This window comes from Marinobacterium profundum (assembly GCF_001528745.1).
GTDB classification, from domain to species: domain Bacteria; phylum Pseudomonadota; class Gammaproteobacteria; order Pseudomonadales; family Balneatricaceae; genus Marinobacterium_A; species Marinobacterium_A profundum.
The window spans coordinates 47,721-60,762 of record NZ_BCNS01000105.1; the positions used below are offsets into that span (position 1 = coordinate 47,721).

The following is a 13,042-nucleotide window of genomic DNA, read 5'->3' on the forward strand; positions in this document are numbered from 1 at the left end:
CCAAAGGGTTGGGCGCAAGGGCTGGAGGTGCTGGGCCTGGTTACAGGAGGGCGGTGCAGGGCTTGGGAGCAGCCTTTGGGAACAGAGCAGGCTCAGTACGGCGGCGCTTCCCTCAGTCTGTCTGCCAGTTGACGCAGCCGCAGTCGGTCCGGCTCGAAGCGCAACGCCTGTTCGGCGCGTGCCAGCGCCCGGCGACCATGCTCCAGGCTGATTTGCTGCATTTCACCCGGGCCAGTGGCGGCAAGGGTTTCAAAGGCTTTTTGCAGTCGTATGGCCACTTCCAGATTGGCGGCACCATCGCGGGCAATCGGGTCGAAGGCATCGTCAAACAGATCCTGCAGGGCGAGTTCCGGTACGCTAACCCGGTCATACAGGGTACTGCAGCGCTCGTCGTCGTCCACAGGTGTCGCCCAGAGCGCAAACAGCCGCACCAGCGAGCCAATCACATCGATGGCGGTCCCTGGATCATTCACCGCCGGCGACAGTGCCCGGCAAGCAATTTCCGCCAGTACGATCAGGCCAAAACGCGGGTCTTCATCGAAGGTGCGTTCGGGCTGAACGCGAAAGGCGGCGGCAATTTCCGCGTCGTCCCAAGGCTCTGGATCCTTGTCCGATGGGGCTGCGCCGGATTCTGTGTCTGGTACCTCTGTTGTTACCTGTACCAGGGGCCGACCTGGGCCGACAAAGTTTCCGGGCAGGCTGGTCAGGCTGATATGCAGTTGCGACTTTTCAGCCAGCGCCTGCAGCGCTGCCAGATCCACGATCTGCACATAGCCAATGCTGTCGCTGAACACCGCCTGTGCGCCGGGTTCAAGCGGTGTCACCGCAATGCCCCTGAGGGTGGGCGAGCAGCGTCGGCGCTGCAATGCCGTGGCGGCGGCCTTTTCTGCCTTGTGTACTGTGCTGCCCAGGCGACCCAGGCGGGCGATGGAGTCCACCCAGCGTACGAAGGTGATGATAACGATGGCAAACACCAGCAGGGTCAGAATGAAGAGGGCAAAATAGCCCGCCTTGCCGTAGTAGCCATTCTGCAGGGCAATGAGGGCGACGATGCTGAAAATAAAGGCACTGATAAAGGCGGAGAGTGCGTTCTGGGATCGGTCGTCCGAGATCACCAGGGTAAAGGTACGTGGTGTGGCGGTACTGCTGGCCGAGGCGTAGGCCGATACCATGGAGGCGACAGCGAAGGTAGCGATGACCAGCATGCTGGAGGAAATAATGCTGAGCAGTGTTTCAATCGAATCCGGTGAAATACTCGGCACCAGGGCCGCAAGGCCGGCGTAGTCGGCCATTTTGGCAACGAAGACCCAGAGGATCGACAGCACGCAACTGAGCAGCGGCTTGACCCAGAGGCGCTCGCTGATGCGGTTGAACAGAAACCTCAGGCGATCATTCATGATCAGTCATTTTGCGGGCACCCGTTGAATGCTATTAACCTGGTGGACAAATAGGTTCCCTCCCTATTTGTCCGTCACGCCAGAACTCTTTAGCCTAAAAGATTGGGCGCAAGTGCATGGACTTGCTGGCCTTCTTGGGGACGAAGAGATGGCGTTCGCATTGGCCTGCGGCCAATGATGAAGCATCCCAGCTTCATGTATTAACCCGCCGGGCTAATAGCTACCCGAAAAGCGTAGCAGGCGGTTAGGCGCCTGCAGGCCTGTCAGTCATCCTCTTTTGCGATAACGGTGGGTATGGCCTTGAGATAGGCCGCAATGGCGTGGCGGTCACTGGCCGCCAGTTTCGATGTGTTCTCCACCACTTCGGCCATGGAGCCACCAACCACGTCGTAGTCGGGGGTAAAGCCGGAGGACAGATACTCGGCGATATCGGCTTTGTCCCAGTCGCCAAAGTCGCCCGCGCCTGGGCTGATATCGGGAATGCTGCCCTCGCCATCGGGGTTGGCGGCGCCACCGAGCCATTGGCTGTAGTCAGTACCGCCAAGGATATTGCGTGGCGAATGACATTCACCGCAGTGCCCAGGGCCTTCGACCAGATACTGGCCGCGCAGCAGCTCGGGATCCTCAGTGTCCAGGTCGATCACGGGGCCAGGGCGCAGATAGAGTTGCTTCCAGAGCCCAAGGGCTCGGCGCACGGAAAAGGGGAAGTCGAGTTGGTGCGACTCATTGGGCCGGTTGACGGCAACCTGGGTGTCGATAAAAGCCTTGAGGTCAGCGACATCCTGCAGGCTCATGCGGGCGTAGGAGCTGTAGGGAAAGGCTGGATAATAGTGTTGCCCCTGGGGTGACACGCCTTTTAGCAAGGCTGTGGCAAAGTCTGCGTCTGACCAGGAACCAATGCCGGTCGCCTTGTCGGGGGTTATATTGGGCGCCACAAAGGTGCCAAAGTCGGTGCTAAAGCGCATGCCGCCACTGAGCGGCGGGATACTGTCGGTATCCGGCTGTTCGTAGTCCGGCGGCATATGGCAGGAGGCACAGCCACCGATATGAAAGACACTGGCGCCGCGCTCTGCGTCACCGGGCCCGGTATCACCCGCCTGGGTATCCGAGCCTGTGGCCATAGCCAGGGCCTTGGCCGAGATGGCGGGCTCGGGTGCGCTAAGCAGCCAGAGTCCGGCGGCGATGCCCGTTGCGACCAGCGTGGCCACTTTCAAGCACAGTTTCATGGGATGTCCTGAATGTCGGTCGTGATGTGGCGCTGTTGACAGACTCGGCAAAGATGCCCTGGGAAGGGGCCTGGGCATCTCGCCTGAGAAACGCGGTTATTCTGCGTTACTTGTCTTCTTTCTTGGCGCGGAAATCCTGGTGGCAGCCTTTGCAGCCGTCACCGACGGCCTTCATGCCACCCCTGAGGCTGGCAAGATCCTTGCCTGCCACTGTGGCGAAGGTTTCCAGTGCTGCGGTAAGGTCGTTGTGCTTTTCGGACACCTTGGGGTAGGTGGTCCAGATTTCCGGCAGAGCGCTGGTCACTTCCTCAAGGCCGGCATCGGCCTTGCTGCTGCCCTGAGGCCACATGGGACTGGTGTTCATCTTCGCCAGCGCCAGCAGGTTCTGTGCGGCATTGGCGGCAATGTCTGCGTCGTACTCGGTCTTGCCTTTGGCCATTTCACCGACCAGGCCAAGGTTAAATGAGTACAGCTGCATAAAAGATTGCCGGGCTTCGATGATTTTCTCGACTTCCTCTGCGAAAACGGCGCCGCTGCCAAGTGCCGATACGATTACCAGCGTTGCGACAATTCCCTTTCGTTTGATCATTAAAGCTCTCCAGTGATTTAGGGGGTATAGCGAGTATAGGGCCCGGTGGCATGAACAAATGCCAAGTTACCTTGAAACAGCGAAAAAGTCCCTATTGGGCTTGGAGTGTCTTGCGGAGTTTGGCTGTTGCTGGGTGAGGCGTGGAGGTCATGCGGCTGCCAGCGGCACTGAGGGCCAGGTAGCCTGAACAGTAGAAACAAAGTCGGGCGCTGATGATGCCTGTTCAGCGCCCGCGGGATTTACGGCGACCGATCAGGGACAGGTCCACTGCTTGATTCTGTCCTGGGAAATTTTTACGGCGTCGTCGCTGAAAATTTCCGGATAGCGGATGATCACGGCTTCCAGCGCATAGTCTGCCAGACCCATATCGACGAGGCTGCTGTAGCCTTCGGGCTCGGCCGGGCGGTTGATGGCGCGATCAACGGCGCTGATGATACCGTGGCGCTTGATTAGCTGCCAGGTGCTGGAGGCGCGGGTCTTCTTGCCGTTTTTGGCGCTCAGGACTTCTTCATAGGCGTAGATGGCGCTTATGGCATCTTTTTCTGCCTCTGTTTCAGTCTCGTAGGCGTCGGCCCGCAATTGCACGGCCCGCTGCTTGGCTTCCATCGCCAAATCATCTCTGCCACGGTCGGCGCAGTTTTTGGCAAATATTTCACATTTTTCTGGTGTCTTTATATTCCTGACTCTGTCGTCCATATTTGTATTTCACCCTGTGTTGGCAGATGCCGACAATAACGTCGACAGAGCAGCGTTGCTCACTGACGCATATCAGCCTGTATCGCATTATTTCCCCTTGGCACTTTTTTAACTATACGGAGATTAGCTGCGCAATGCAGCCAAAGGCCTGAGTTCTGCCAGATTAACTGTCTCCGGGACAGGGGAGTAACGGCAGAATATTTTAACTGGCCCAGGGTTGGCTGGTCTTTAGCAGGGGGAGTCAAAGTGATGCCGGCAAGTTTTCGCGGGTCTGCTGCCGAACTAAATGCGATTCGTGCAATCTATTGAATCTGCACCGGTAATTAACTTGTTGTACGGAGCCTGGAACAGACGTGAAGGCATTACTCTACACCCTGACACTGCTGCTGTTTTCGCTGGGCGCAGGCGCATCCGAGCATGCTCATGACGAAGCATTGCCGGCGAGCCATGCTGATTTCAGCACGCTGTCTGCGGCTATTGATCCTGCGGCTTCAAGCGGTGCGGATAGGGTTTTTGTCGCCGTTGTATTGATCAGTCTGTTCGATCTGCCACAAGCATTGTTTGCGTTCAAATGTCAGGCCGCCTGCGGCTCCTCGACAGGCGCTCTTCATGCCATACGCGCGCCCCCTGCCTTTTCGGCATTCTTTCCAAGCGTTTAACAGCTATAGCTTCATTTTTATTGATTCCATTTATTTTGGGGTGGCGCCTGCACGTCTGCAGTTTGTTGCCTTTGGGGGATTGCATGATTACTTCAACTCTTTTTCGTCATGGCGTGAGTGATGCGCCTGCAAAACAGCAGATTAGTCACAGGCTGCAATGGCTTGCCGCTGCTGCGCCACAGATTACCCGCGTGGATATAGTGCTGGACCAGGTGCCTTATGGTGGGCGTCCCAAACATTTGTATCAGTGCCATATTTCGATGCGTGCCGCCGGGCGCAAACAGTGCGATGTGTACGTGAATAATGGCTCTATTGGTCTTGCGGTCGCGGATGCCTTCGATCAGATAGGCAGTCTTATCCGTAACAGACATCCCGATAATCGTGCGCTGGTCCGATAGCCCAGACTGTACGTATGAATATTTTGATGCACAGGAGTATCTCTACAATGACGCGTAAATTCAGGTACATGCTGATTCTGATGCTTGGCACCCTGTCGAGCTTGAGCATGGCGGGCTGGCCGATGGCGGATGGGTCAGGGCGCGAGCTGCCGTCGCTGGCTCCGATGCTTGAGCAGGTTAATCCGGCGGTGGTGAATATCTCCACCTACACCAGCAAGCAGCAACAGCAGAATCCCTTGCTGCAGGATCCATTCTTCCGGCGCTTTTTCAATATTCCCGATGAGCAGGCAAGGCCGCGGCCAAGGCGCCGCCAGACCAGTGCGGGCTCCGGTGTGATTGTCGATGCAGCCAATGGCTCCATTATTACCAATTTCCATGTGATTAAAGGAGCCGATGAAATTCAGGTATCGCTAATCGACGGCCGCACATTTGAGGCGCAGCTGGTGGGTGGCGATCCCGAGGTGGATATTGCGGTGCTGAAGATCGAGGCCGATGCCTTGACCGCCGTGACTCTGGCGGATTCGGATAATCTGCGGGTAGGCGACTTCGTAGTCGCCATTGGCAACCCCTTTGGGCTGGGCCAGACCATTACCACCGGTGTGGTCAGTGCACTGGGGCGCAGCGGGCTTGGGATCGAGGGCTATGAAGACTTTATCCAGACCGATGCCTCCATCAACCCTGGCAACTCCGGCGGGGCTCTGGTGAACCTTCGTGGTGAGCTGGTGGGGATCAATACGGCGATTATTGCCCCTGGCGGCAGCAGCGTGGGTATAGGTTTTGCCATACCGGTCAATATGGCCCAGGCCAGTGCGGCGCAGATTCTTGAGCACGGCGAGGTCAAACGAGGCCAGATCGGCGTTGCAATTCAGGATATGACGCCTGCGCTGCAAAAGGCCTTCAAGCTGGCCAATGGCCAAAAGGGTGTGCTGGTGACCGATGTGAAGAAGGGTTCCGAAGCCGACAAGGCAGGACTGGAAGCCGGGGACCTGATCATGGCCGTTAATGGCCAGGCAACGCCAAGTACCGGTCAGCTGCGCAACAGCATTGCCTTTAGCGATATAGGCGAAACCCTGACGTTAAAGGTATTGCGTGATGGCAGAACCCTGACGCTTGAAGTCGATGTCGGTGAGTCGGCGGACTGGGCAATCAAGGCTGAGCATCCACTGCTGCAAAATGTCATGCTGCAGCCCAACCCTAAGGGGCCAGGGGTGCAGATCAAGGCGCTGGCGCCGGACTCAATGGCGGCGGCCAATGGCCTGCGTGCCAATGATGTCCTGCTGAGTGTAAATCGCATCAGGGTCGACTCGGCAGAGGATATCGCCCAGGCGTTGCAGAACAGCAAGGATCCCGTGCTGTTACAGGTCGAGCGGGGTGGCGGTGTGTTTTATCTGGTTATTCACTAATTGAGCTAACCCAAGGCAGCGTGAAAAGGCTGCCTTTTCATTTTTGGCCCGGGTCTTGCTTGGTATTAGTAAATGCTAAGCCATCTGGCCACAACCAGGCTAAATAGGGCCTGAGGATGCGTCTTTAAGTGGCTTAACTGATTGGAATCAAGATGTTAGGCTGTGTGTCAGGGTATTGAAACGTATTTGGGTCTCTCTCGATATGTATCGCATTTTGCGAACAAGGCCAATCGATTAAGAACTATATTGTTTGGTATCCGGAGTGCAAAGAGGATAGTTTTGTACTTGTTTGTGGCGACTAGGTGATGTGAGCAAAATGCATCCAGGAGTCGCCACGGTTTTGTGCAGATTGCTGCTCAAACTGGACAAGCATGTATCCATGACAGCCGAGAGATGGATATCTCGCACCTGAATAAGGCTAGAGATAAGGGCGAAATGCCTTTAGCGGGATGGACAGTCACAATAACTTGGCCTGCTGCAGCGGTTATTGCAGATAAAGGCAGTCACGGAGCAAAGCGATGAATAAGCGAATTATGGTGGTTGATGATCAGCCCGACCTGCGAAGGCTGGTTCGCCTATCTCTTGAAATAGGTGGATACGAGGTGCATGAGGCAGCAAGCGGTGATGAGTGCCTGCTGCGCGTCGCCGAAGTAAATCCCGATCTGGTGCTGCTCGATGTGATGATGCCGGGGCAGTACGATGGCTTTGAAACCTGTCAGCGTCTGAAGCAGCAGATGCCATCACTGCAGGTCGTCATGCTCAGTGCGAGGGCGCAGCAGGGGGACCTGGACGTCGGTAACCTGGTGGGAGCCGATGGCTACGTTACCAAGCCGTTTAGCCCGCTGGCACTGAAAAAGACGGTCGATGAGATACTGGGCGCTCTGGAAGATTCAGCCTGAGTTTTTCGCGGCCGCAGTAACTACAGACCAGTGGTGGCCAGCAGGCAGCGATCTTGTGTGGCCAGGCTATAGAGCCTGAGCGCCGATTCTTTATAGTTGTCAGATGCACAGTACCGTTTGGCCGTACGCCCCCGCTTGACCATGCTGCGGTTAGAATTCGCTATGCCGTTAAGTCGAGCCTGAACGAGGGAGATTGCAATGCGCAGAATCAACGGAGTGAGGATACTGGTATTCGTACTGGTCATGCTGGCCGGCAGCTATTGGTCCTATCTGGCGGGCCAGGTGGAGCGCGAAACCCAGATATCCCTGCTGCATGAAATCAGTGGCGTTCAGGCCAACTCGATTGAACGCCGACTGATAAAGTCACTGGCGGCGACCTACATTCTGGCGCACGAAGTACGTGTTAAAAATGGTGACTTTTCCGGTTCCGACTTTGACAGCTATGCGATGGAACTCATCAAGCGCGTAGGTGGTATTTCCAATCTGCAGCTGGCTCCGGCAGGGATTGTCAGCAGTATTTACCCGCTTGAGGGTAACGAGCGTGCGTTGGGGCACGATATTCTGCGCGATGACAAGCGCAAGGCAGAAGCACGCAACGCGGTGGAAGAGAATGAGCTGACACTGGCAGGTCCCTTCACTCTGGTGCAGGGCGGCGTGGCGGTGATCGGTCGAAACCCTGTTTTTATCAATCGTAACGGTACCGATTTCTTTTGGGGTTTTACATCGGTGCTGATTTATCTTGATGACCTGCTGTCCGATTCCGAGCTCGGATCTCTTGCCGAGCGAGGCTACAGCTATCGCATGTCACGTGAGGACCCCGTATCGGGTGAGATGTCGGTATTCGCCAGCTCTTTGCAACTGGACGACACCAAAGAGCTAACCGTCACCCACGACATACATGTTCCCAATGCCATCTGGAAGCTTCAAATGTCTCTGCCTGAAACAGAAGCGGCGTTGCCGCTGGGGTATATGGCATCGGTCCTGGGTGCCTTGCTGCTGGCCTGGCTGGGTGGACGTGTCTATGCAGAACCCGTACGCCTGCGCCAGCTGGTAGAGCGAAAAACCCAGGCTCTGTCTTTGCGTGAAGCCCAGTTACGAGACCTTATCGAGGCTCTGCCTTCCGGTATTCTGGTGACGGATGGTGATGGTCGGGCCCAGTTGGCTAATCAGCGCTACGCGGATATCTTTGATGTTTCCATGAAGATCGGTGAGCTGACGCAGCCTGCCGCCGAGCGCTTTGTCGATGGTGAGCGTTTCCCCGAGAGTCTCAAGGCCATGATGGAGCAAGGCATTGCGGTTAAAAGCATGCTGCTGGTTGATAGCAATGGCAGCGAATATGAACTGGATTATGCCCCGGTGGTAGGCGATGCCGAAGAGCGCCTGCATCTGTGGAATTATCGTGATGTGACCCAGCGGCGCAAGGCTGAGGAATTGATGCGCAAGATTTCCGCCGAGCGTGAGTCCATTTTCCAGCTTAGCCCCGATGCCTTTGCCTCATTTGATGCCCTGGGCCACATTCGCCAGGTGAACAAGGCGTTTGAAGTGGCCTTTGGTATTAACTCTGAAGCCATTGTAGGGCTGCATTGCTCGGATCTAGATCGGCAACTTGCGGCGCTATGTGAAAACGAGTCGACGCTGGAGAATATCGATTATGCGGCGCATCTGGCCAATCGAGATGACCATGACGGCACTCTGCTGGTGGATGAATTGCGCCTTGCGCGCCCTGAAACGCGTTACCTGCAACGTCTTGTCCGTTTTGAGGCTACCGAGAAAAGCCTGGGTGGCGTGATTTACTTCCGCGACATGACCAAGCAAAAGGAACTGGAGCAGATGAAGACCGAGTTCCTGTCCACTGCGGCCCATGAACTGCGCACGCCCATGACCGCCATCTATGGGTATACCGAGCTGCTGCTTCATGCCGATTATGATTCCAAGATGCAGAAGGAGCTGCTGACATCGGTGTATCGACAGACGTCACGCCTCGTCAGCATGGTGGATGATCTGCTTGATCTGGCGCGCATCGAGTCCCGCGGTGCACTGGAGTTCAAGCTGGAGCGTCAGGAGCTGCTGCCCTTGGTGCAAATGGCGGTGCATGACATCAGCCTGGCCGGTGGGCCTGGGCATGAATTCGAGCTGACGATTGCAGACAGTCTGCCAGAGGCGGTGATCGATGCCGACAAAATCAGCCAGGTTATGATGAATATTCTCAGCAATGCCCAGAAGTACTCGCCCCAGGGCGCTGCCATACAGGTTAGCGTTGATACCTGTATCGAGGAGGAGCAAAGGATGCTGCAGGTTAAAGTCAGGGATCAGGGCATCGGCATGAGTGAGGTGGATCTCAAGCATATCTTTACGCGCTTCTACCGCGCCGACAAAAGCGGATCCATCCCGGGTACCGGGCTCGGTATGTCGATTGCCTGGGAAATCATTGCGCTGCACCATGGCAGCATTGAGGTCCAAAGCGAACCTGGCAAAGGCACTATGGTGACGGTCAAACTGCCCTGTGTCTCAGAGCCCGCCCTCGCCTGACACTCGCTGGATCCCGCACTGTACGTTGTTCAGCTGCATCAGAAAAACACCGCCTCCGGGCGGTGTTTTTCGGTAAGGGCCCGGATACTCAACAGACCCTGAACTCCATATTGCAAAGCGCTCTGTCCGATATGGCTGTGGTTATTAGTAACATCCGCCTCCAATAACCAGTGGCTCATTCTGCCTTCGTTATAGCTGATTGTTTTTATTATATTTTTACTTTATTTATGCTTTCGCGTTTTAGTTGGAATGTTAATTGCTTTATTCCAGTTAGTTAATAACAAATTGGGGTGCGGCATCATGGCATCAATGACATTTGACGCAGTAGAGCAGAGGGCCAGGGTCCTGGTTGATATGCAGAGCAAGATTGCCGAGGCGATTAAAACCGAGGCGTTTACGCTGGCGTATCAGCCGCAGATTGAGGTGGCGACAGGGCGCCTCACCGGGCTTGAAGCCCTGATTCGCTGGAACTCGCCCCGCTACGGGAATATTTCGCCGGCGGACTTTATACCGGTGGCAGAAGATACGGGGCAGATACTGGAGATTGGTGAATGGGTGCTCAAGCGCGCCTGCGTTGATCTCAAACGGTTGCACCTCAAGTGCGGCGATCACCTGCATGTGGCCGTTAATCTGTCGGCGGTACAGCTGCATGAAACCGATATTTGCGAAATGGCTGTGCGGACTCTGGCGGGGCTGGGCGTTGCCACGCGGCATCTGCATTTTGAGTTGACAGAAACGGCCCTTGTTCGCAGTCTGCATGGCGCTCGCGTCAAAGTGGCGGATTTGAAAGCCGCAGGCATTGAAACCTGGATGGATGATTTCGGCACGGGTTACGCTTCACTTAGTATCCTGCGTCAGTTCGCCACCAGTGGCCTCAAAATTGACCGCAGTTTCGTGACCGATATTGCTACCAATGATGGCGACTTCGCCATCTGCAGCGCCATTATCGTTATGGCGCAGCGGCTTGGGCTGAAGGTTGTGGCAGAAGGCGTGGAGGACAGTACCCAGGCGCAGGTGCTGAGTCAGTTGGGATGTGACCGGCTGCAGGGTTATCTGATGGGCCGCCCGGTACCCTTTGACGATGTGCTGACCGACTGGCGCTGCCGCTGAAGGGCAACGCCGCCGCATTGGGCTGCTAGCAGCCTGTCGGACTTAACACTGATCTACTGCGGAAAAGTCGAATTTGGTCAATTTATGTACTCTTTTTTACTCGTCGCAGGCTCCTCGGTCTGCGACCCCGCTAAAGCGGTTCTTTCCACTTCGTTTCAAGAGTTAAATAGAACCACTATTCGCCTAAAAAAGAGCCCAAAAACTGCCTCAGATCGGCCTTTCCCTCGCTACGACCGGTCAAGTCCGATAGGACTCCTAGTCCCACTTTTCCTTTTTGCGGTAGATAGTGGATGCGCTCACATCCAGCAATGCCGCGGCCTTGGGGATATTGCCGTGGCATAGTTCAATCGTCTGTTCTATCACTTCCTTTTCGACCAGCCACAGCGGTTTAACCTCGTGCCTGACCTCCTCGGCGGCATTGTAGGTTTCCGGTTCAGGCGACGCTTTGGGTGCCGCGGGAGCCACGTTTGCGGGCGCCTGCTGGCACTGTACCGGTGGCGGTATCATGTTGCAGAGCACCTCTTCACCGTCATGCAGTACCACTATGTTACGCACTATGTTCTGTAGCTGACGTACATTACCTGGCCAGCTGTAGTCCATCATGGCCGCAGTCGCCTCGGGGGCAAAGCGTTTGAATGCTTTGTGTTCCTCACCGGCATAGCGTGCCAACAGGCCTTCCATAATGAGCTGAACATCGGTTTCCCGGCTGCGCAGCGGCGGCAGGTGAATGGGGATAACGTGTAGTCGGTAGTACAAATCCTCGCGAAAGCGCCCGGCCTGCACCTCTTCCCAGGGGTCGCGATTGGTGGCACAGACAAAACGGATGTCGACCTTTTCCTGTTTGCCGGAGCCGACCTTCTGAAAAGTGCCTGCCTGGATAAAGCGCAGCAGCTTGGTTTGCAGATCCAGTTCCAGCTCGCAGATTTCATCAAGAAACAGGGTGCCACCATCGGCGAGGCTCGCAGCCCCCTGACGCTCGGCCTGGGCGCCGGTAAAGGCCCCCTTAACGTGACCAAAAATCTCGCTTTCCATCAGGTCCTTGGGAATGGCGCCGCAGTTGAGCGGTACAAAGGGGTTCTTCTTGCGTTGGCTACGCTTGTGAATGGCATCGGCGCAGACTTCCTTGCCGGTTCCGCTTTCCCCGGTAATAAAAATGGTGGCATTACTGGCGGCCGCGCTGTCGATCATGCGGTAGACCGCCTGCATGGCCAGGGACTCGCCTATAAAACCTTCGTAGTTATTACGGGCAAAGGTCTCGCGGTAAGCCTTGACCTCGGATTGCAATTCGTAATGTTGCAGCGCGTTCTTGACCGTGATGTTCAGGCGTTTGGAGTCAAACGGCTTGACGAGAAAGTCGAAGGCGCCGTACTGCATGGCACTGACCGCCAGATCGATGGAGGCATGGGCGGTCATGATAATCACGCAGCAGGGAATTTCGTCGCGATGGATCTGCTCAAGTATGGTCATGCCGCTGATATCGGGTAGTTTGATATCCAGCAGCACCAGATGGGGTACTTTGTGAGCGATGGCATCCAGTGCTTTTTGTCCGGTATCGACAGCCTGAATGTTGTAGTCGCCAGCTGTCAGGTAGCTTTGATAGAGCGCTGCGAGAGAGGGGCTGTCCTCTACCAGCAGAATATTGTTTTTAGTCATATAAGGCTTCCTGTCAGGCTGAACGTCGTCCTGGTACATATGGCTAAAGTCCATGACGCTACTGCACAACGATAATGGCAAATTGAAGATTGCTCAACAGCCTTTGTGGCGGTAGCTGTGTATTTGGGTAGGAGTACTCAGTATTGGAGCACCTAATAATAGGTGCTTAGTCGCATTGAAATGGAATGCAGGGAAATAAAAAATTGCATCTGGCTGCGACCTGCACATTTATCGGGAACCTCGTCTCGCAAATCGCGCAGCTTTTCGCAGTTTGCTTCCAGAACTGCTGAACCCTGGCTAACGGGTAACACGAACGACTGTTTGATTAGGTGTCTTTAAACGCAGGGCCTAAAAAATAACCTTTTAAATATGAGTGACTTAGAATTATTTTATTTCAGTTTTCAGATTCTGGCACGGCTAATGCTTTGTTCCAGGTGTAAACAAAACAACAGGCGGTGTCGACTCCTCAGGAGCGGCCCCCAT

The 13,042-nt window shown here is 55.5% G+C and carries 11 protein-coding genes; 6 read left to right on the forward strand and 5 right to left on the reverse strand.

Going from position 1 to position 13,042, the window contains the following annotated elements:
• Positions 1–92: 92 nt before the first annotated feature.
• The 4 genes from MPRO_RS10735 to MPRO_RS10750 all read right to left on the reverse strand — a co-directional run bounded on the left by MPRO_RS10735 (position 93) and on the right by MPRO_RS10750 (position 3,818).
• Positions 93–1,397 (reverse strand): DUF2254 domain-containing protein, encoded by a 1,305-nt coding sequence (locus MPRO_RS10735; protein ID WP_067291711.1) that lies wholly within the window; start codon positions 1,395–1,397, stop codon positions 93–95.
• A gap of 263 nt (positions 1,398–1,660) precedes the next feature.
• Complete coding sequence (locus MPRO_RS10740) at positions 1,661–2,623, reverse strand: c-type cytochrome (protein ID WP_067291714.1); 963 nt, start codon at positions 2,621–2,623, stop codon at positions 1,661–1,663.
• A 106-nt stretch (positions 2,624–2,729) separates the two neighbouring features.
• Positions 2,730–3,212: a c-type cytochrome gene (locus tag MPRO_RS10745; protein WP_067291716.1), complete on the reverse strand. Its 483-nt coding sequence runs from the start codon at positions 3,210–3,212 to the stop codon at positions 2,730–2,732.
• A gap of 252 nt (positions 3,213–3,464) precedes the next feature.
• Complete coding sequence (locus tag MPRO_RS10750; protein WP_245635075.1) at positions 3,465–3,818, reverse strand: hypothetical protein; 354 nt, start codon at positions 3,816–3,818, stop codon at positions 3,465–3,467.
• A 443-nt stretch (positions 3,819–4,261) separates the two neighbouring features.
• Between MPRO_RS10750 and MPRO_RS10755 the strand changes: the two genes are divergently transcribed.
• The 6 genes from MPRO_RS10755 to MPRO_RS10780 all read left to right on the forward strand — a co-directional run bounded on the left by MPRO_RS10755 (position 4,262) and on the right by MPRO_RS10780 (position 10,906).
• Complete coding sequence (locus tag MPRO_RS10755) at positions 4,262–4,567, forward strand: hypothetical protein (protein WP_067291722.1); 306 nt, start codon at positions 4,262–4,264, stop codon at positions 4,565–4,567.
• A gap of 83 nt (positions 4,568–4,650) precedes the next feature.
• Entirely contained in the window at positions 4,651–4,965 is a 315-nt protein-coding gene (locus MPRO_RS25780; protein ID WP_158651793.1) for a hypothetical protein, read from the forward strand.
• A gap of 47 nt (positions 4,966–5,012) precedes the next feature.
• Positions 5,013–6,368 (forward strand): Do family serine endopeptidase, encoded by a 1,356-nt coding sequence (locus MPRO_RS10765; protein WP_067291729.1) that lies wholly within the window; start codon positions 5,013–5,015, stop codon positions 6,366–6,368.
• A 518-nt stretch (positions 6,369–6,886) separates the two neighbouring features.
• Complete coding sequence (locus MPRO_RS10770; protein WP_067291732.1) at positions 6,887–7,267, forward strand: response regulator transcription factor; 381 nt, start codon at positions 6,887–6,889, stop codon at positions 7,265–7,267.
• A gap of 198 nt (positions 7,268–7,465) precedes the next feature.
• Positions 7,466–9,796 carry an ATP-binding protein gene (locus MPRO_RS10775; protein WP_067291735.1) on the forward strand — a complete coding sequence of 777 codons (2,331 nt, stop codon included), beginning with the start codon at positions 7,466–7,468 and terminating at the stop codon, positions 9,794–9,796.
• Positions 9,797–10,096: 300 nt separating this feature from the next.
• On the forward strand, positions 10,097–10,906 hold the full coding sequence (locus MPRO_RS10780) for a putative bifunctional diguanylate cyclase/phosphodiesterase (protein ID WP_158651794.1): 810 nt from the start codon (positions 10,097–10,099) through the stop codon (positions 10,904–10,906).
• A 255-nt stretch (positions 10,907–11,161) separates the two neighbouring features.
• Here the strand turns inward: MPRO_RS10780 and MPRO_RS10785 are convergent, their stop codons facing one another.
• Positions 11,162–12,559 (reverse strand): sigma-54-dependent transcriptional regulator, encoded by a 1,398-nt coding sequence (locus MPRO_RS10785; protein WP_067291740.1) that lies wholly within the window; start codon positions 12,557–12,559, stop codon positions 11,162–11,164.
• Positions 12,560–13,042 lie beyond the last annotated feature (483 nt).

Coding starts and splice junctions, on each gene's coding strand:
- MPRO_RS10735 (WP_067291711.1), bottom strand. CDS start 1,397: ATGAATGATCGCCTGAGGTTTCTGTTCAACCGCATCAGCGAGCGCCTC.
- MPRO_RS10740 (WP_067291714.1), bottom strand. CDS start 2,623: ATGAAACTGTGCTTGAAAGTGGCCACGCTGGTCGCAACGGGCATCGCC.
- MPRO_RS10745 (WP_067291716.1), bottom strand. CDS start 3,212: ATGATCAAACGAAAGGGAATTGTCGCAACGCTGGTAATCGTATCGGCA.
- MPRO_RS10750 (WP_245635075.1), bottom strand. CDS start 3,818: ATGGAAGCCAAGCAGCGGGCCGTGCAATTGCGGGCCGACGCCTACGAG.
- MPRO_RS25780 (WP_158651793.1), top strand. CDS start 4,651: ATGATTACTTCAACTCTTTTTCGTCATGGCGTGAGTGATGCGCCTGCA.
- MPRO_RS10765 (WP_067291729.1), top strand. CDS start 5,013: ATGACGCGTAAATTCAGGTACATGCTGATTCTGATGCTTGGCACCCTG.
- MPRO_RS10770 (WP_067291732.1), top strand. CDS start 6,887: ATGAATAAGCGAATTATGGTGGTTGATGATCAGCCCGACCTGCGAAGG.
- MPRO_RS10775 (WP_067291735.1), top strand. CDS start 7,466: ATGCGCAGAATCAACGGAGTGAGGATACTGGTATTCGTACTGGTCATG.
- MPRO_RS10780 (WP_158651794.1), top strand. CDS start 10,097: ATGGCATCAATGACATTTGACGCAGTAGAGCAGAGGGCCAGGGTCCTG.
- MPRO_RS10785 (WP_067291740.1), bottom strand. CDS start 12,559: ATGACTAAAAACAATATTCTGCTGGTAGAGGACAGCCCCTCTCTCGCA.